Here is a 17099-nt window from a genome sequence, read left to right on the forward strand (position 1 = left end):
ACTGAGGTGCATCGCTGCTGTTTCTGAAATCTTGTTTCCGAAAGGGGGAGCAATGAAGCTGATTGTCGCAATCATAAAACCGTTCAAACTTGACGAGGTGGTCGACGCCCTCTCCGGAATTGGCGTTCAGGGCCTCACGGTGTCGGAAGTCAGCGGTTTCGGCCGACAAAAGGGCCACACCGAGGTCTATCGCGGAGCCGAATACACGACGAGCTTTGTTCCCAAGATCCGCATCGAGACTGTCGTGGCCGATGAAGTTGCGCCAAACGCGATCGAAGCCATCGCTTCCGTCGCGAAGACCGAAGCGATCGGCGACGGCAAGATCTTCACGCTTGATGTCTTGTCCGCGCTGCGAATCCGCACCGGCGAAACTGACGAAACCGCGCTTTGAGGGAGCCAGGCATGACCAGAATATCTGTAAGGTCGATCGTCGCAGTAAGCACTGCCGCATTTGTCGCAACGCCCGCTTTCGCCCTTCAGGCACCAGTCAAAACGGCTGAGCTCGCGGCGAACATCGCCAAGGGCGATACCGCATTCATGATCTTGGCCACTGTGCTTGTGATGGCGATGATCGTGCCCGGCCTCGCCCTGTTTTATGGCGGCCTTGCACGCACCAAGAACATGGCCTCGGTCCTCACGCAGGTCATGGGGGTAGCCGCGCTGACGATGATCATCTGGGTCACCTACGGCTATTCGATGGTTTTCGGCGATACGCATAACGCCTTCATCGCCGATTTCGGAAAGGCTTTCTTGCGGGGAGTTACCCCCGATTCAGGTGCTGCGACCTTCACCGAGGGGGTGGAGATCCCCGAGTATATCTTCATCGCTTTCCAGATGACCTTCGCCGCGATCACTGCCGCGCTGGTTGTTGGCGGCACCATGGAAAGGGCCAAGTTTGCGACCATGATAGTGTTCACCGCAATCTGGCTGACGATCGTCTATTTTCCAATCGCGCATATGGTATGGGCGACCGGCGGCCTAATCTACGAATGGGGTGCTCTTGACTTTGCGGGCGGCACCGTTGTGCACATCAACGCGGGCGTTTCCGCTTTGATTGGCTGCCTGATTCTCGGCAAGCGCATCGGTTATCCTAAAGAGCCCATGCCCCCGCACTCACTGACCATGACGCTGATCGGCACCGGGCTCCTGTGGGTGGGCTGGTTCGGCTTTAATGGTGGTTCGGAACTCGAAGCGGACGGCGTCGCCTCGCTCGCGGTGCTCAACACCTTCGTCGCCACCGCGGCGGGCGTGCTGTTCTGGATGCTAGGCGAGGCGCTATCGGGCCGCAAGGGGTCGCTGCTGGGCGCCTGTTCGGGAGCTATCGCCGGCCTCGTTGCCGTCACGCCTGCGGCGGGTAATAGCGGGCCGTTCGGCGCGATCATCCTCGGCGGTGTCGCCGCACTGGTGTGCTTCTGGTTCGTGACCATGCTCAAGCCAAAGCTTGGACTGGACGACACGGCCGACGTCTTCGGCATCCATGGCGTTGGCGGAATCGTGGGTTCGCTCGGCACGGCCTTCACCATGCTGCCTACGCTGGGGGGACCCGGTAATGCGGAATACGATGCGGGCAACCAGTTCGTGATCCAGACAATGGCCGTGGGCGTCGCGATTGTCTGGGCGGGCGTGGGTGCCGCAATCGCCTTTCTCATCGCCAAGCGGGTGACCGGCGGGCGCGTCTCCGAACAGATCGAGCGCGATGGCCTCGACCTCGGCGAGCATGGGGAACGCGCCTACAATTACTGATCACACGAAAAAACCGGCAGGGCCGCGATCCCGGCGACAAAGATCCAGGACGCGGACTCTCCAGGATGAGTGGGGGGGGGGGAACAATTCAATAGGGGGAATGATAATGCGTTTTTCTCGAGTTGCCCAGGCGGCTTTGCTCGCCACGACGACGATCACGATGGCCGGCTCAGCGCTGGCCCAGGATATTCTTGATCCGCGGACCACCGACGCGGATTCGCCGGGAGCCGCCGAGTCAGGCCCGGTATCAATCAGCGCTAACGTTAGCCTCGTCAGCGATTATCGCTTCCGCGGGGTCTCCTTTTCCGCAGAGGATCCGGCGATCCAGGGCGGAGTGGATTTCAGCCACAAGAGCGGCTTTTATCTCGGTACCTGGGCCTCCTCGGTCGAGGACAGCGCGCTTTACGGCAACACCGAGATTGACATCTATGCGGGCTGGTCAGGCGATGTCGCGCCCGAATTTAGCATCGATGCGGGCCTCCTCTACTATTTTTATCCCAACGGCGACGACCTTGCGGGCGACAGCGGCTATTTCGAACCCTACGCCTCGCTCACTAAAGCGCTTGGGCCGGTCGAAGCCACTGTCGGAGCGGCGTACGCTTTCGAACAGGGCTCCGCGCTTCCGAGCGACAACATCTACGTCTACGGTGATCTAAGTGCAGGCATTTCGGAAACGCCGCTCACCCTATCGGCGCATTTGGGCCATTCAGAAGGCAGCCTCGACTATGGCTCGGGCGGCTACCTCGATTGGTCGCTAAGCGCTAGTTACTCTCTTGACATCCTGACCCTTGGGATTGCCTATGTGGATACGGACCTGCCCGATATTGCCGGTCAGAACTCGACCATCCTGTTCAGCATTGGCGCCGCCTTCTGAGCAATCGCCTTTGGTCGTCAGTTCTGACCGATGCGCGGCTCGTCGTCCTGCACCGGCGGTGGTCCATCTTCCTGGTCCCATCGCCGAAAACCGCCTGTCCGCCATCGGCGCAAAATCTGTCTTGCGGCAACCGCTTCGAACGGCAGAAAGCCACCCAAACTCGGACCTTAAGGGTGCTCGCTGGTGACCCAGCCGAAGGGCCTCTCCGCTTGACCCAGTGGATTTCCCTGCTGAAAGACTGGTGCCGCTTACAGGACTCGAACCTGTGACCCCATCATTACGAACTTGAACGTTTTCATGGCTTTCAGAAGGCTTCCGAACGCGTTCCTGGGGAACGAGCTTTCAGGAGAGCCCTCAATCGAACGCTGCTTAGCGCATCTTCAAAACGCTGAATCGGCGAAAGAAAGCTGAAGGACCGGAGACGCTGACGCTCGCGGCTCTGGTGTCGCTCGACAGAAATCTGCGGAAATCGCTTCTGACCCGATCATCAAGTATGATGCGTCGGGAAGCTCAGACCTTGGCACGGCTCCTAGCTATCCAGAGGGGGACCTTCTCAGACACTTCGGTGAGGGTTGCCAACAGGCGGTTCAGCTCAGAGGTCACAGAGGGCTCTGGATCATATCGCGTGAGGAGATACTCACGGGTCTTCGAGAGCGTTTCCAGATGCAGCACTGTGCGCTTACGCAATTGAAGCCCCTCCCCGAGTGCCAACGCAGTTCTTGAGCCTAGGTCATGGTGCAGGCCTCTGACCCTCCCGGCCGGCTGACCTGCGGCGAGAAGAAGCGCGTTGAGGTACAACTCGACGGCGTGAATGGCGACCATGCGGAAAGGCGCACGAGACAGCGGTTGGCGCCGTCTGCCGCACTCGACTAGCTTTTCAGCTGCCTGCCGGTACTCCCGTGCGAGCTCAAGGACTTGCTCAGCCGTTGCCCTCTCGCCGGGGTAGAACTTCTGACCCTCGACCGTCATGCTGGAGGATTACGCTCGAGTGGCCGAACACTTCGCTAACGGCCGCTAAGCCGCGTGGGGCGGTCCTTTCGCAAAACGACCCCAAAGCTGCCAAAGGGCGAGAAGGGATCGAGGCGGTGCACCACCGCTCGAGAAGAACTTTCGGGTCGTCATGCGAAGGTGTAGTCGAAAGTGGTACTTTAGGCCATTCGGAAGGCCGAGAGGTGTCAAAAAATGAGTCCTGCTGTTCCTAACCGGCTTCCGGGGAACGTCCTTCGAATCTCGGTCGACACTGTTGACCCAGTCCCGGCCAAAGCCCTTCTGGCTTGGGCTGGCAACATAGTTAGCTTTCTCGAAAGCCTGGACGAGTTTCCTGGTGACGCGACAGTGTCGGTCCGCCACGTTGGAAGTGGCTCTTCCGTCGCCGAACTCGTCTTTTTGGGAATTGGAGCCATGGGCGCCTCACTCAGCGCAATCTCGGCTGTTGGTCTGTTGGCGATTGCCTACCAAAAGTCGCTCGAGGATGGCCACCCTCAGACCGCCTCTCCCCTTGTTTCTATAGTCAATGTCTATGGGGGCTCGACAGTCACTGTCAGCCACGGCGACGAGGAACCGCTCGTCGTTTATTTGGAAAATGTCCCTGGCTACGAGGAAATTGACTGGGAAAACAGCGCTGGTCTGCCGGGCGTTCAGGTTCAAAAGCTTCGTGCTCTCGAGAATGCCGAAGCTTTGCAACGACCCGACCGGCCCGCCCTCCTTGTCGGCTCTTTCCTCAGAAAGCTTGATGGCACTCTGATTTTCGAGAATCGGATAACGGGCGATCAACTTCTGGCAGTCACGCTAGATGATGACGCGGATGCAGTGGTTCCTCTCGGCGACCTGATCGTTGTTCGAGGCAGTATCGGCTCGAACGACATTCTCTCGGTGGAAACCATCGAATATATTGAACCGATTCCCACCGCCTAAAGGGTCGCTTACGCCGCGCTCTGAGGTCGATCTTGGGCTGCGAGCCGAACACGTCCGACGGAAAGCGAACAAAAGGGAGGACGTTTTCCACTCATTTCCGGAGTTAGGGGCCCGACGCTCGATCTGCTGAGAGCTGAAGTTCAGAAACCGCCTTAGCCTTAGAAGAAGAAGCTCGATGGGTTTTAAGTGGGTATAGCGTGGGTCAGCGTCGGAATCCGGCTCAAAACGCCCCAAACACTACCCAAGCTACCTTCCAAGCCGAAAGGCCGTTGAGCATAAGACTCTGGATTTGCCTGCTGAAAGTCTGGTGCCGCTTACAGGACTCGAACCTGTGACCCCATCATTACGAATGGTAGAGAGCGATGCGGAAAAAGCTATAAGTATCAATCAAATCGTGACTACGGCGGCTAGTAGCCTCTGCCCCACCCAATCATGACCCAAATCGATGAAAGTCCGGAATTTCGGCGTTTCCTACTGAATAAGCGTTAGCTCAACCTCTCTCGGTAATCTGACCCGGTCTCGGCCCGGCGAAGGTCGGCTTTGCGCCCCTAAGCTGTCATCCCGGGAACTGTTTCTTCGTCCCGATAGCGGTCGTTTGACGGCGAAGATCGTTCTGACCTGCTCGCCTGCTCGCCTGCTCGCCTGCTCCCGCGTCGCGAACGCGGTGCGCAATTGCGGATGTCGAGTCGGCCAGGAAAGATCGGCTCTCCGCAGTCAGGACAGAACATGGCTGTTCCTTCTCATCGAAGTTCTCTCACATGACCGTCGCGCTGATGATTGCGATCGCTATTCCGAAGAACGCAACGGCTACGGGCACGATCAGTACCTGGCCGTAGACTTCGCTGCGGGTCAGGGGGCCGAACGCGGTCTGGAGGATGGCTCCGGTGCGCTGCAACGGACTGTCGGGTTGGGCCGGACCCTGGCGCAGGAGGGCCCGCGCAGTTCCGAAGAACATCGCGACATAGAACGCAGAGATCGCAATCGCGAACGTCGCACTTGCTCCGCCGGTCGCACCGAGCAGGGCGAGCAAAAAGACCACGTAGGAACCGATCATCGTAATCCAGACGGCGGAGGGAAGCTCGAATAGCCGCGATTCCGGCGCAAGCACTCGCACGTTGTCGTTTGCTTCGGTTTCGACGACGAGCGACGGACCCGGCGTACCGGTGCGAATGTCCCGAACCGGGTCAAGCTGCGAGCGGAGAAGTGCTTCAGGCATGAGGTAGGTCCTTTCCTGCGCGCCCGGCGGCCAATCCGTCGCGGCGCATTGCGATTGCTGTCAAAAGGCTGTCGGCGATCATCCGGGCGCGTCCCCCGACGAGTTGGGTCGCCTCGCGGTCACCCTCTGCCTCGCGGAGCGTTTCGTAGAAGAGTTCAAGCCAACGAGCGAAGTGTTGCAGTTCGAGGCCCGGGATCGCGAGGTGCTTGAGCATCGGGTTGCCCGAGAACTCGCCGCTGTTGTGCAGGACCGAACGCCAGAAGGTCTTCATGCGCGCCAGGTGCGGAGGCCAGTCGGCAATCCGCTCGGCGAAGATCGGACCGAGCAGGTCGTCCTCGCGGATCTTTCCGTAGAAATTCTCCACCAGATCATCGATGAATTCGGCATCCACTCCGATGGATTCAGCAGCTTCGCGCTTCTCGGCACGCTTGAGCGCTGCAATCTCGCGGGTGTCGGGTCGCTCCTCTTCCGGAAGCGCAGATTGCATGGTCATGCCCCGTCCCCTTCAGGGCGTTCGTCGGCTTGTAGTGGACCGGTCGGCTCCCGCAGGAACCGGACGTGGAAGCGCACCTCGCCAACGGGTTCGACACGGTGCAGGATCGTGGGCTCGACGATACCCGCGTCACCGCCAGCCACGAGAGTCTGTCCGCGATCCGCCCGGCGGGGGTCGGTCACCAGGTAGCGGAGCTGTCCGCTCTCGATTTCGATCAGGCCCCAGACTCCTTCTTTCGTCGAGTGATCGCTCAGCAACCCTGCGGGAACGGTCGTTTCGGTGAAAGTCGCGGTTTGTTTGTAGTCCTCTAGGCCGGGGGGAAGCGCGGGTTTCATGTCATGCTGCCTTCTGTTGTCCGAGCAAGGCCGAAATCGCGTCGCTGAGCTCGTCCCCGAGCAGGGGCTTCTCGATGATGTGCGCCCCAAGCGCTCCTGCACGCGTTCGAAACAGCGGGTTCGGATTCGTCACGAGGATGATGGCCAGGGCTGCGCATCCTCTTTCCCGAAGCTCCGCAAGGAAGCGGAGACCGTCGTCCTGATAGCTCTGGTCGATGACCAGAAGACCCTCTGCCGGGATTCCGCTGCTCGCTCGGTCGCCTTCGATAGTCGTCAACCCTTCGGTGGCGAGCGAGAACTGCAGGGAGGAAAGGACCGGTGCATCGTCGATGAACAATCCGATCACGTTCGAGCGGTCCATGTCCGTTCCTCCTTGCTCGCGGCCCTCGATCAGGCCGCCTTCTTCCAGTTGGGTTCGAGAGCGACGTGCGGCGGGCATTCGGCCACCTGGGCCACCGGCAGGCCGGCGAGTTCGTTGGCGAAGCCGTGGTTCACATCGCGGTGGTGTGCCTCATCGGCCCGGACCACGAGGACGACGTCGCGTAGGGTCGCGTCGTCGGGCAGCCCCCAGTAGCGCTTGGCAATCTCTGGTGCCGGTACGTTCTCGCTGCGTCCCTCGTCGATTTCGGAGAGGTAATGGGTGTAGCTGATCACCGCCTCTTCCTCGAAGTAGCCGACGACCCGGTGCGCGGTCTTGCTGCTGACCAGGTAGAGCCCGAAGAAAAACAGGTAAAACACCCACTGGACGCCGATGATGACCGCTCGCTCGAACAGCGTAGGCTTGGAAATCTCGATGAAGGTCATCAGGTGCATGCGCTCATTCTCGGCTTCGTCCATGAGCGTCTTGATCCAGCCCTTGTCGTCGCACATGCGGCGCAGGCAGGCGAGGTGGTTGATCGTCGCCCCGACCATTCCGGGTACGGCAGCTACCGTCTCGAGCACGACGGCGCGGTGGCCGTAGCGCTCGGCAAAGAAGGTATCGGCGCACCAGCGAAGCGCCTTGGTGAAACCGAATGCGATCCGGTCCGACATCCCGCGAGGGTTGTGGTGAACGCCCAGATCGATGAAGGGTGCAGTCATTAAAACTTCTCCGCTTGGCGGCACGTTGAACTGAAAGCGCCGCTGCTGGAGTTGATCTAGGCCTTTGAACAGGAACGCGAAATTTGGATGATAACCCTACGGAGGGCGCCCTAAGGGCCTTACCGGAGGCTCCCCCCGCAAACTTCATGAGCCGGTTCCTGCCGCGCCTGTCGTTTGCGGCCGCTCTGTTGCTGGCACTCGTCGCGATCGGCGCCGGCGCGGGGATCCGGCTGCTCTTTGCCGAAGAACTGGCGCAGCGCGCGACGTTCATCTTCTTCGTCCCGGGCGTGGTCGTAGCCAGTGCCATGTCGGGCCTGCGCGCAGGCGCCGTTGCTGCCGTCGCCGGAGCGGCCGCGGGCTTGTGGTGCGACGCCCTCGCGGGACCGATTACCGAGGGCAGCTACATCGCGGCGGTCGCGTTCGTGGTCATCGGCGTTTCGGTCGCTTTCGGGGGCGAGTGGTTCCAGCGAGCAAGGGTTGAAACCGAAGCATCGGCATCGATCCTGGCGCGCCGGGAAGCGCACTTGCAGTCGATCCTCGACACGGTGCCCGATGCCATGGTCGTGATCGACGAGGCCGGAGCGATCAGCGAGTTCAGCCCGACTGCCGAGCGCATGTTCGGCTGGAAGGCGTCCGAAGTGGCTGGCCGCAATGTCGCCTTGCTGATGCCCGAGCCCTATCGCAGCGCGCACGACGGCTATCTCGCGCGATACTATCGCACCGGCGAGAAGAGGATCATCGGCAAGGGCAGGATTGTGGTGGGATCACGGCGGGACGGTTCCACTTTCCCGATCGAACTCGCCGTCGGGGAAATGGCTGCGGACGGACAGCGCTTTTTCACCGGGTTCATCCGCGACCTGACCGAGCGGCAGCAGGCCGAGGCGAGGCTGCAGGAACTGCAGACCGAGCTGGTCCATATCTCGCGTCTGACCGCGCTGGGTGAGATGGCCTCTGCGCTCGCACACGAAATCAACCAGCCGCTGTCGGCGATTGCGAACTACCTGAAGGGCACGCGCATCCTCCTGGGGCGCGACGAGGTCCCGCACGAGCGCGTGGCCGAGGCAGTGGAAAGGGCCGCGACCGAAGCCTTGCGCGCCGGAGAGATCATCCGCCGGTTGCGGGATTTCGTGGCGCGGGGCGAGACAGAGCGGACCATCGAAAGCCTGCCCAAGCTGGTCGAAGAGGCGAGCGCACTCGCCCTGGTCGGCGCAAAGGAGCACGGCATTCGGGTGCAATACGCATTCAATCCGGCAGTCGATCTTGTCCTCGCCGACAAGGTGCAGATCCAGCAGGCGGTTCTTAATCTCGTGCGCAACGCGGTCGATTCGCTTGCGGAATCGGAAGTGGGTGAGCGCCACCTGACAATCGGGATAGAGGCGGCGGACGAGGGAATGGCGCTTGTCCGGATAAGCGACACTGGGCCGGGCATCGAGCCCGACGTGGCCGAGAAACTGTTCCAGCCCTTCATCACGACCAAGCGAACCGGCATGGGCGTGGGCCTCTCCATTTCGCGCACGATCGTCGAAGCGCACGGCGGCAGGATATGGGGAAAGCGAGCGCCGGATGGCGGCGCCGAATTCGGCTTTACTCTGCAGGCAGTCGCAGATGAGGAACTCTACGATGGAGAATGAGGCGGTGAAGGACGCGATCGTTTACGTGATCGATGATGACGAGGGCGCACGTCAGTCGCTGGAGTTCCTGATCGACGTCGCCGGGATACGGGTGCGCTCGTTTTCGTCTGCGGACGCCTTCCTGCAATCCGCACCGCCGCTCGCTCGGGCCTGCATCGTCACGGACGTTCGGATGCCCGGCATGAGCGGGATCGATCTCGCCACCAGGATGTCGGAGAGGGATGGCGGGGCTCCCGTTATCGTCATCACCGGCCATGCCGACGTTCCGCTGGCGATTCAGGCGATGAAGGCCGGTGCCGCCGATTTCATCGAAAAGCCCTTCGACGACGAAACGATCCTATCCGCTATCCGCACGGCGCTGGCGCGAAGCGGAGAAGAGGAGGAGGTGCAATCGCGGCGGCGCGAAGTTCTTTCCCGGATCGAGACCCTGTCCGGCCGAGAACGCGAAGTCGTCGACGGCCTTGTCGAAGGCAAGGCCAACAAGGTCATAGCGATCGACCTCGACATCAGTCCACGGACGGTCGAGGTCTACCGGGCGAACGCGATGATGAAGATGCAGGCAAGGACGCTCTCCGACCTGGTAAGGATGATGACGATCGCGACGATCGTCTGATTAGGGCTGAGGCCGAATTACAAGAGTCGGCTTCAGCTGAATGCTGATCAGAAGCTGACAGTCTGTAACCGGCCCAATTTCCGCCGTTCGCACCCTCGCCCGGGTCCACCAACAAGGTGGCCGGGCGAATTCATTAAGCAGGTTCAGCGGAATCGTCAGATAGATCGACGGTGGCCGTACGGCACGTTCCACGACGGAACTCGATCGTCGAGCATCGCCGCAAGCATCTGCAAGATAGCTTCCGCTGGCCCGTCGAGGGGCGCGATCTGCATCTGTATTTCGAAGCGGTGTTTGTAGAGCATCTGCCCGGCGTGGTGTCGCTGACCGGTGCCCCTCGGGCTTCGGTAGGCCGCGAGGCGTGGTCCGATGCCGCCCTTGGCCGCATGGCCGAGGAACATCGTTTCCCCCCGCATGCGGGCACGGATGAGGCCGGTTTTCTTGGAAAGCCCGACGAGGCGGGCGCTATGCCAGTCTGGAATCGTAACCCAGGGGATGGATCGTTCGATATTGCGCACGTGTGGTGACTCCAAAAAAAAATACGAAAACGAAAAGAACCCCACGAACCAGCTTGAAACTGGCCCGTGGGGTGAGATCAGAAGGTACTGCCGTTCATCTTGGCCGCGCCGGCCTCAACCGCCGCCATCAACGTAGAGTTGGCGAGATGGCTATAGCGTTGGCTGGAGGCGACGTTCTTGTGCCCAAGGACCTTGCCAACGGCGAATAAGTCAACGCCGGCGTTGACCATGAAGCTGGCCGCAGAATGTCTTAGACTGTGGGGCGTTATATCGGGCAACCCCGCCAACCTGCGGGCTGTGTCAAAGGGGTGCTTCAGGTCGGTGTACGGCTTCTTCGTGGCCGGGTTTGGAATCAGCCAGGGGCAGTTATCGAAGCGCGGCAGCCGGTCGATGACATCGAGAGCAGCTTTGGAAAGGGGCACGTATCGGCCGCTGCCGTTCTTGGTCATAGGCAGGAACAGCGATTGGCTCGACCGATCGACGTGCTCCCAGCGCGCATCCAGAAGCTCCCGCTTCCTCAATCCCGTTAGCAAAAAGAGCGAGATCAAGTTCGCTAGCTGAGGGTTCATTGACTGCTCTGCTGCGGAGATCAGCCGGGCGGCCTCGGCGGGTGTGAGGTAACGATCACGAGCGTTGTTGAAACGCTCTCGCGGGATGCCCTGCACCGGATTGGTCGCAATCAGTCCCCGCTTGACCGCCAGCTGGAACGACCGCCCCAGAGTGACTTTCAGCTTCTCCGTCGTTGCAGCCGCGAGCCCGGACCTGCGTTTCTCCGCGAGCCACTTAGCGATCTCCTGTGTCGAGATTGCATCGGCTCGCTCGCGGCCGAAGCGAGGTAACAGGTGTACGCGGATTACCCTCTCGACGTTTTCCGGACGCCGGAGATGCAGTTGTGCGTATTCGAGATGCATGGCGGCAAGATCGGCGTAGGTAGGGACCGACTTCTTCTCGGCCTTTTGAGCGGCTGGATCGCCACCCATGATGACCTCGGCACGCCACTTCTTGGCGATCTTTTGGGCCTCGGCGAAGGTGATGTCACCGTAAGGCGCTATGCGCCGCTGTTTCAGTTTACCGTAGGCGTCCTGATACCTGAATTCGTAACTGCGATACCCGGATGCGTGGCAGGCCAGCGTAAAGCCAGTTGTCGACAGGTCGTAGAAATCAGTGCGCTTCTTGCCCGGCGCGCATTGGGCGGTCAGGCAGAAGACGTGGTCGAGTTTAACTCTGGGCATTTCGTAACTCCTTTGTTTGTACACGATGATTGCCGAACCAGGATCGCCGCCGCGGCGCGGCCGGGCTCCCGGGAAGGAGAGGGTGGCCGAGCGGCCGTAGGCAGGCGGAAATAGGGAACTCGGCAGCACGGAGCGCTGAGGGGAGGGTCCGGGGCCCACTGGCAGCGGCGATCGGAGCCCCTAGCCTTCGCCCTCGCCATCGAGTGGGGGTGAAAGTGGAAAAGGGGTTTCGTCCGCGACCTGCACCACCCGCCAGGCGTTGCGCTCGCCGCTTTCGCCCTTTTCCAAGCGGAGCCCGCCGACCTGTTTTCCCTGGTTCTTGCTGAGGTACCAGCCGAGCTTGCCGTTGTTGATGCGATCGCGTTCCATCACCGGCAGATCGCAGAGTGCATCGTCGAGCTCGCGGTTCGGCGCCTCTACGGCGGTCTGAACCAGCTTGCGAACCGTGATCGACCGCTCGCCGTGCATCTGGTGCCAAGCGCGCAGGAAATCCTCTAGCAGCTCTGCGTGAGGATCGTGGCGCATCTGATCAATCAGGCCGGCAGCGGGGTCGGACAGACCGAGCCACACTAGTGCGTGCCGGCAGTAGTCGCTCCAGAGGCCACCGTAGCTCGCCACGGGAGGCAAGTCGCCTTTCGGCGAGCCAGCCGCCTGCCACGCCTCGACCACCAGCAGTACATCGGCGACGAACGCTTCGCGATTGGCTTCAATCGCCGCGATCGGGTCGCCTTCATACTCAAGTGTCGCCGGCGAGGCCGAGCGGGCGTCTAGCTTGATCACCAGCACGCGCCGCAGCAGATCACCGACCGGCCCGGTATTGTTGCCCGAGCCGAGCACTAGCGTGCACGTGTTAACGGTGGCCATCTTGCTCGCACCGAGAACGCGATCGGTGGTCGACTCCGAGGTGAGCATCCGGTTGATCGGGCCGTAAGGCTTCCAGTCCCCATCCATATCGTCGAACAGGATTACCGCGGGCGAAGTCAGCAACGAAGCAAGCACCGACTTCGTCGCTTCTTCAGCGGATTGCGGGTAGCTCATCATCAGCCCGTGACCGGGCCCAGCGTATTTGGAGATTACCCCGCACAGGAGCGATTTGCCGGTCCCTGAGCTCGGTGCCCTTACGTGGAAGGCGGGGGCGAGGCCCAGCGTCGGTCGCAATACGGCTGTGAAAATTGCGCTGACCGCAGCAGCTTCATCGGCGGGCGTGGCGAAGTGGAATTCCCGCAGCAGGTTGCGAGTCCGGTCCATCGCCAACTGCGCGTTCGTTTCCGTGGGCTGCGCGCGCGTGTACTTAGCGGCGTCGAACACGCCGTAGACTTGCGACACCGGGTCATAGCCTGGCGTGGCCACGAGCTGGCGATCGCTCGGCCTGAAGAATGGCTGGCGAGCTAGACCCTTCAGCGGAAGCAGCCGCTGGCGACGCCTCGATCGGCAAAGCATGGCGATGTGCCGCGGCGAGGGGTCGCAGGTCACCCACCGCTCCTTGTTACTGTCGCGCTTTTCCCAGTCGCACGCCGCGGAAAGCGCCATCGTCAACTCGGCTTCGTCCATGTCCTGGGTGCCAACGTGCCAGCCGTTCGACTGCACCCTGACGATCACGCCCGATGCGCTGTAGTACTGTCCATCCGCCGCCAGCACCTCCTCCGCCGCTTCGGTGATCGCGTGGAGTTCGCCCGCGACCAGCCGTATCCGCGGCTTGTTGCGAGCTTCGGCTGGTGACATTTCGAGCCGCTTCAGCAGGTCGCCCATGTGATAGCGCTCGCCGTGCGAGTGTTGGCAGCGAAAGCCGCCGACTGGATATTGCAGGGACGGTTCGAAGTAGGCAGCTCCGGTGTCGAGGCCACCGGTATGCTCGGCGACCCACGGGCATGTGATGTCGTGTAAGCCCACCTTCAGCTGGGTTTTGTAAAGCCCCGCGTCCTTGAGCGCGGTCACGACCGGATTCTCTAGGCACCGCGGCGTGTAGACTTCCGGGTTGATGGCCGGCGCTGATCGAGCGGGTCGCGCGACCACGCCTTGGCGTGGAACAGCCGTCGCCTTCGCGACCACACCGCCAGGCACGAGCGCTTCCGTCAGGTCGTCCAGAGTGTAGGTGATCTTGGGGTTCCAGGAGCGCAGCTGGCACTGGAAGGGATTGCCATCCTTACGGTACTGCGGCTTGCCGTTGATGCCTCGGGGCAGGCGCACCCAGCGTACGACGCCCTTCGCTCCAGGATCTCCTAGACCGGCTTCGGTCACTAGATTCTGTGCCGCCTTCACGCGGTCGAAATCGCGTTCGGGTGGCGACAGTACATACCCGATCTGAAAATTGCCCGGGCTGGTTTCGATCTCATAAGTGGGAGTGACATCGGGGATAATCGCCCGATCGATCTTTCCGCCGACGTCGTCCAACACCAGTACATGATATGCAGCGGCTTGATCTTCGCGCCCGGACAATTCCCCGGTCGCCGTGGCCAGAATGCTCGCACAGTTAAAGTAGGTGTTTAGGTTGGGTTTGCAGACCGAAGACACCTCAGCTCCGTCGCGAGGGGACCAGCCACCCTCGTTAGGGTTGCCGGACTTGCCCAGTACAATCGCGTGCGCCCCCTCCGGGACTTCGGCGACCACGGCGCTGAGAAATTCGGCGTCGGTGACCGCGCTAAGGTCAGTCGCCCCGACGGACTTAGCTTCACCAGCTCCGGAAGGCTGGACTGGCTGGGAAGACCCAGGCGCTTCGATCGCTCTAGGTCTTAGCTTCATGCTGCCGATGGGGGTCTTAGTGTTTGGCTCGCCACCGGCGGAGCCATCGTTCGTAATGTCTGACATCGAAGATACTCACTTCGAGTCTGCCCGAGGCGCCTTGTGAGACGACCTTCCAGCAGACCGCTAGAAAGCTTCGGCACCTCGCCGTTATCGTCGAAGGAGTAGTGTCGCCTGTCGCGCCGTCATCCGCCGAAGCAGCTAACGAAGGATCGACGGAGGCGCCCTGTCGCATTCGCGCATAGCGAGCAACAAGCTAGGCCCAGGGGTGTAGGAGAAGTCTCGTCCCGGCCACTTGGCTGCGATGAGGCATCGCACTCGGGACTCCGGATATAGAGCATGTTTTCTGATTGTAAACGGGAGTTAGTCGTTCGCGGTGGCCTCGATATGGTTCGTTCAAAAGAGGTAAAAGGGGCGCCCGTGTCAACGCGACCGGCGCCTTTCGAAGCGGCCCCCTTTCACCCTTTTCGCCTCCTGGGTGCCGAACCGCTGCAATTCCTGCGGCTATGCGTGTTCGTGCATCCGGCACAGTTCCGCGAGCCCGGATCGATCGCCCCCGGCATCGGGCACCAGCAGGAAATAGGCAAAGTCGGTGCCTGTGGTTGTCAGCAGTTCGAACCAGCCGGGGTGATGTTCCAGCCAATCCCACCACGGGATTAACTCGCCAACTGCATTGCCCAGGGGTCCTTCTTTCGGATCGAAACCCAAAATGCCCTCTAGGTCCTTGGCGTCGTCATTGGGGTCGATCAGGACGATGCAGGTCAGTTGATCCCACAGGTCGGAAGCGCGGGCGTCCGAGACTATGCGTCCGATAAGGTTGCGGCAGGTGTCGCCGAGCGGCGTGGCCAAGGCGGCTTCGAGCGTGGCGTCGTCATAGATGGTCAACATGTCACTTCCCTTTCGTTGGGCACAAAAAAGGGGCCTCTCGGGCCCCGTGCTGCGATTGTTAGTCGTTGGTGAAAGTCAGGTGCGTGTCAGGATTATCCAACCGAACCCGTCGTCCGACACGATATGCACCTCCTCGACGAATCCGGGGTGCTCAGTGCGATATTCGTAGCAATCAGGATCGAGGCCGAGGCTTCGCACTGACTCTCCGGGTCCGCGCACGGCGATCGCGGCGATGTCCTCAAACTCGTATTCGGCCAGCCGCTCAAGGTGCGGCGCGATGATGGGCTCGGTCTCCCGGCCGAGCGGTGTTGCCAGGAAAGCATCAAGCTCCCCCGCGGTGCGCAATACGATCATGATGGTATGCTCCTGAAATGCGAAAGGGCCCGTCGATCGCTCGACGGGCCCTCGTGGGACTGGTGGTGGTAGATGTTAGAAAGTCGCGGCCACCTCTACGTCAGGTCTGCCGGCGATCCTTAGGGGCACCTCGAAATACGTCTCGACGTTATCGATTGCCCTGCTTCGTGCTGCCTCCACGAAAGCTTTACCCTGCGCCTGTGCGGTGACCGCCCGACGCGCCTTCGTGTAGTTTCGCTTCAGCAGCTCATCGACTTGAGACTGGCTGTAGGTAAGCAAGCCACCGTTGATCGTGGTTGCCTGCTCGGGCTGGAAAGCGATGTCCCCGATGATGACCGGCGGCACCTTCACCCGAACTAACTTAGCTTTCTCGTCGTAAGTGACATGGGCGAGGCTTAGCTTGCCGAGGTCGACGTAGTAGTTGACCACTGCAGGCACGATTAACTCCTGCCGACCCTTGAAAATCCAAGCTTTCGTCCGAGTGTCTTTTACCCGAGCGGTGCCCTTGAAGGCGAACACCAGCATCTTGTTCTCGTTGCGCAGGCTTTCGACCGTTGCGGAAAGAACCTTGTTGGTGTCGGTTTGCAGAAAGCCCGTCTGTTCGACGTTTTCGTCGAGCTGTTCCTTAGGCGCGACCCAATAGCCGAGTCCGAAGGCCGCTATTGGGAGGGCGACAAGGGCGACCCGTTCTCCGCTCACTTGAGGCTAAACAGGATGGGAGCCTCGACGTTCGGCTCCATCGGCCATGTGACGGCTGCAGCAACCGCGCTGTCGAAGGATGCTTTGAGTTGCCATGTGTCTCTATCGAAAGAAGCCTTCTCGACCTTCCACACCGACGTCTCTGTCGCCGTAACCTTAGGGTTCAGATCGCCCGTGCCGTGGCTGTCGCTTTTCAGAGCGCCTTCCAAAGCGGTCGCCTCGGTGTCCTTCGCAAGAGTTACCTCCTCCCCGTTGATGAGTTCCACCTTGGGGAAATCCCACCTGTCGATTGGCTCTTTGCCAATGTTTTTGATTGTGTACCGAACGACTACGAAGACCTCGCCGGATCCAGCTTTGGGGCCTATCCCTACAGGGCCGATCTGACTGCGCTCCTCCACCTTAGTGATCGCAAATTCCAATCCACCCGCGGACGCAGTTTCACCTAGTTTGTAAATCTTATCTGGCGCAGCGGCTGTTTCCGTGGGGGCGATTGTGTCGTCGGCTGAATCGCATCCGGTCAGCAAAATTGCGGACGCAAGGATTGCGGTGTGTAGGTTTCGCATAGTTTTCTCCATGTGTGAGGGAACCGAGCGGCGGTGCGCCGCGCGGCTGGAACAGACCTGAGCTTGATCTTGCTGTGCTCCCTCACGCCTGGGAGCTGCTCGGCCCTTGCCGCCCCTATGTACCTCTCGGGAGCGGCGGCCGAAGCCGGATGTTGGAAACCTACTCATCATAGGCGCATGAGCCTTTACCGTTTCCGGCTGGACATGCGC

The 17099-nt window shown here is 60.9% G+C and carries 19 protein-coding genes; 6 read left to right on the top strand and 13 right to left on the bottom strand.

Features of this window, described 5'->3' with window-relative positions; genetic code table 11:
• Positions 1-52: 52 nt before the first annotated feature.
• The 3 genes from GRI40_RS06130 (at position 53) to GRI40_RS06140 (ending at position 2617) form a co-directional block, all read left to right on the top strand.
• On the top strand, positions 53-391 hold the full coding sequence (locus tag GRI40_RS06130; RefSeq protein ID WP_160610521.1) for a P-II family nitrogen regulator: 339 nt from the start codon (positions 53-55) through the stop codon (positions 389-391).
• Positions 392-402: 11 nt separating this feature from the next.
• Complete coding sequence (locus GRI40_RS06135) at positions 403-1743, top strand: ammonium transporter (RefSeq protein ID WP_160610522.1); 1341 nt, start codon at positions 403-405, stop codon at positions 1741-1743.
• Between the two features lie 106 nt (positions 1744-1849).
• Positions 1850-2617, top strand: coding sequence for a TorF family putative porin (locus tag GRI40_RS06140; protein WP_160610523.1), 768 nt, complete (start codon positions 1850-1852; stop codon positions 2615-2617).
• A gap of 510 nt (positions 2618-3127) precedes the next feature.
• Here the strand turns inward: GRI40_RS06140 and GRI40_RS06145 are convergent.
• Positions 3128-3586 carry a hypothetical protein gene (locus GRI40_RS06145; protein ID WP_160610524.1) on the bottom strand — a complete coding sequence of 153 codons (459 nt, stop codon included), beginning with the start codon at positions 3584-3586 and terminating at the stop codon, positions 3128-3130.
• 213 nt (positions 3587-3799) lie between these two features.
• Here GRI40_RS06145 and GRI40_RS06150 point away from each other — a divergent pair, with 213 nt between their 5' ends.
• Positions 3800-4531 (top strand): hypothetical protein, encoded by a 732-nt coding sequence (locus GRI40_RS06150; RefSeq protein ID WP_160610525.1) that lies wholly within the window; start codon positions 3800-3802, stop codon positions 4529-4531.
• 754 nt (positions 4532-5285) lie between these two features.
• On the opposite strand, the gene GRI40_RS06155 is transcribed toward GRI40_RS06150, so the two are convergent.
• From GRI40_RS06155 to GRI40_RS06175, 5 genes are read right to left on the bottom strand one after another with little or no spacing between them, the layout of a single operon-like run.
• Positions 5286-5747 carry a hypothetical protein gene (locus tag GRI40_RS06155; RefSeq protein WP_160610526.1) on the bottom strand — a complete coding sequence of 154 codons (462 nt, stop codon included), beginning with the start codon at positions 5745-5747 and terminating at the stop codon, positions 5286-5288.
• On the bottom strand, positions 5740-6240 hold the full coding sequence (locus GRI40_RS06160) for a group III truncated hemoglobin (RefSeq protein ID WP_321164516.1): 501 nt from the start codon (positions 6238-6240) through the stop codon (positions 5740-5742). Before GRI40_RS06160 ends, GRI40_RS06155 begins: the two co-directional genes overlap by 8 nt.
• Complete coding sequence (locus GRI40_RS06165) at positions 6237-6575, bottom strand: TehB family protein (protein ID WP_057881915.1); 339 nt, start codon at positions 6573-6575, stop codon at positions 6237-6239. The genes GRI40_RS06160 and GRI40_RS06165 overlap by 4 nt, the downstream gene beginning before the upstream one ends.
• A 1-nt stretch (position 6576) precedes the next feature.
• Positions 6577-6936, bottom strand: a complete 360-nt coding sequence (locus GRI40_RS06170; protein ID WP_057881916.1) for a response regulator transcription factor — start codon at positions 6934-6936, stop codon at positions 6577-6579.
• Between the two features lie 29 nt (positions 6937-6965).
• Positions 6966-7655, bottom strand: coding sequence for an alternative oxidase (locus GRI40_RS06175; RefSeq protein WP_057881917.1), 690 nt, complete (start codon positions 7653-7655; stop codon positions 6966-6968).
• 146 nt (positions 7656-7801) lie between these two features.
• Here GRI40_RS06175 and GRI40_RS06180 point away from each other — a divergent pair, with 146 nt between their 5' ends.
• Both GRI40_RS06180 and fixJ read left to right on the top strand, forming a co-directional pair.
• A complete protein-coding gene (locus tag GRI40_RS06180) occupies positions 7802-9286 on the top strand; it encodes a sensor histidine kinase (RefSeq protein WP_160610527.1) in 1485 nt (494 codons plus the stop codon).
• Complete coding sequence (gene fixJ, locus GRI40_RS06185) at positions 9276-9899, top strand: response regulator FixJ (RefSeq protein ID WP_160610528.1); 624 nt, start codon at positions 9276-9278, stop codon at positions 9897-9899. The genes GRI40_RS06180 and fixJ overlap by 11 nt, the downstream gene beginning before the upstream one ends.
• A 155-nt stretch (positions 9900-10054) precedes the next feature.
• Here the strand turns inward: fixJ and GRI40_RS06190 are convergent, their stop codons facing one another.
• From GRI40_RS06190 to GRI40_RS06220, 7 genes are all read right to left on the bottom strand, one after another.
• The gene (locus tag GRI40_RS06190) at positions 10055-10414 is read right to left on the bottom strand and encodes a hypothetical protein (protein ID WP_160610529.1); all 360 of its coding nucleotides are present in this window, start codon (positions 10412-10414) and stop codon (positions 10055-10057) included.
• 77 nt (positions 10415-10491) lie between these two features.
• The gene (locus tag GRI40_RS06195; protein ID WP_160610530.1) at positions 10492-11646 is read right to left on the bottom strand and encodes a site-specific integrase; all 1155 of its coding nucleotides are present in this window, start codon (positions 11644-11646) and stop codon (positions 10492-10494) included.
• Between the two features lie 180 nt (positions 11647-11826).
• Positions 11827-14253 carry a DNA-primase RepB domain-containing protein gene (locus tag GRI40_RS06200; protein WP_160610531.1) on the bottom strand — a complete coding sequence of 809 codons (2427 nt, stop codon included), beginning with the start codon at positions 14251-14253 and terminating at the stop codon, positions 11827-11829.
• Positions 14254-14889: 636 nt separating this feature from the next.
• Positions 14890-15273 (bottom strand): hypothetical protein, encoded by a 384-nt coding sequence (locus GRI40_RS06205; RefSeq protein WP_160610532.1) that lies wholly within the window; start codon positions 15271-15273, stop codon positions 14890-14892.
• Between the two features lie 75 nt (positions 15274-15348).
• Complete coding sequence (locus GRI40_RS06210) at positions 15349-15627, bottom strand: hypothetical protein (RefSeq protein WP_160610533.1); 279 nt, start codon at positions 15625-15627, stop codon at positions 15349-15351.
• A 75-nt stretch (positions 15628-15702) separates the two neighbouring features.
• Positions 15703-16326, bottom strand: coding sequence for a DUF4230 domain-containing protein (locus tag GRI40_RS06215; RefSeq protein WP_160610534.1), 624 nt, complete (start codon positions 16324-16326; stop codon positions 15703-15705).
• Complete coding sequence (locus GRI40_RS06220) at positions 16323-17060, bottom strand: DUF4352 domain-containing protein (RefSeq protein ID WP_337190506.1); 738 nt, start codon at positions 17058-17060, stop codon at positions 16323-16325. Before GRI40_RS06220 ends, GRI40_RS06215 begins: the two co-directional genes overlap by 4 nt.
• Positions 17061-17099: the final 39 nt, after the last annotated feature.

The sequence above is a fragment of the Tsuneonella aeria genome, from assembly GCF_009827495.1.
Lineage (GTDB): Bacteria > Pseudomonadota > Alphaproteobacteria > Sphingomonadales > Sphingomonadaceae > Tsuneonella > Tsuneonella aeria.

Coding starts and splice junctions, on each gene's coding strand:
- GRI40_RS06130 (WP_160610521.1), top strand. CDS start 53: ATGAAGCTGATTGTCGCAATCATAAAACCGTTCAAACTTGACGAGGTG.
- GRI40_RS06135 (WP_160610522.1), top strand. CDS start 403: ATGACCAGAATATCTGTAAGGTCGATCGTCGCAGTAAGCACTGCCGCA.
- GRI40_RS06140 (WP_160610523.1), top strand. CDS start 1,850: ATGCGTTTTTCTCGAGTTGCCCAGGCGGCTTTGCTCGCCACGACGACG.
- GRI40_RS06145 (WP_160610524.1), bottom strand. CDS start 3,586: ATGACGGTCGAGGGTCAGAAGTTCTACCCCGGCGAGAGGGCAACGGCT.
- GRI40_RS06150 (WP_160610525.1), top strand. CDS start 3,800: ATGAGTCCTGCTGTTCCTAACCGGCTTCCGGGGAACGTCCTTCGAATC.
- GRI40_RS06155 (WP_160610526.1), bottom strand. CDS start 5,747: ATGCCTGAAGCACTTCTCCGCTCGCAGCTTGACCCGGTTCGGGACATT.
- GRI40_RS06160 (WP_321164516.1), bottom strand. CDS start 6,240: ATGACCATGCAATCTGCGCTTCCGGAAGAGGAGCGACCCGACACCCGC.
- GRI40_RS06165 (WP_057881915.1), bottom strand. CDS start 6,575: ATGAAACCCGCGCTTCCCCCCGGCCTAGAGGACTACAAACAAACCGCG.
- GRI40_RS06170 (WP_057881916.1), bottom strand. CDS start 6,936: ATGGACCGCTCGAACGTGATCGGATTGTTCATCGACGATGCACCGGTC.
- GRI40_RS06175 (WP_057881917.1), bottom strand. CDS start 7,655: ATGACTGCACCCTTCATCGATCTGGGCGTTCACCACAACCCTCGCGGG.
- GRI40_RS06180 (WP_160610527.1), top strand. CDS start 7,802: ATGAGCCGGTTCCTGCCGCGCCTGTCGTTTGCGGCCGCTCTGTTGCTG.
- fixJ (WP_160610528.1), top strand. CDS start 9,276: ATGGAGAATGAGGCGGTGAAGGACGCGATCGTTTACGTGATCGATGAT.
- GRI40_RS06195 (WP_160610530.1), bottom strand. CDS start 11,646: ATGCCCAGAGTTAAACTCGACCACGTCTTCTGCCTGACCGCCCAATGC.
- GRI40_RS06205 (WP_160610532.1), bottom strand. CDS start 15,273: ATGTTGACCATCTATGACGACGCCACGCTCGAAGCCGCCTTGGCCACG.
- GRI40_RS06210 (WP_160610533.1), bottom strand. CDS start 15,627: ATGATCGTATTGCGCACCGCGGGGGAGCTTGATGCTTTCCTGGCAACA.
- GRI40_RS06220 (WP_337190506.1), bottom strand. CDS start 17,060: ATGATGAGTAGGTTTCCAACATCCGGCTTCGGCCGCCGCTCCCGAGAG.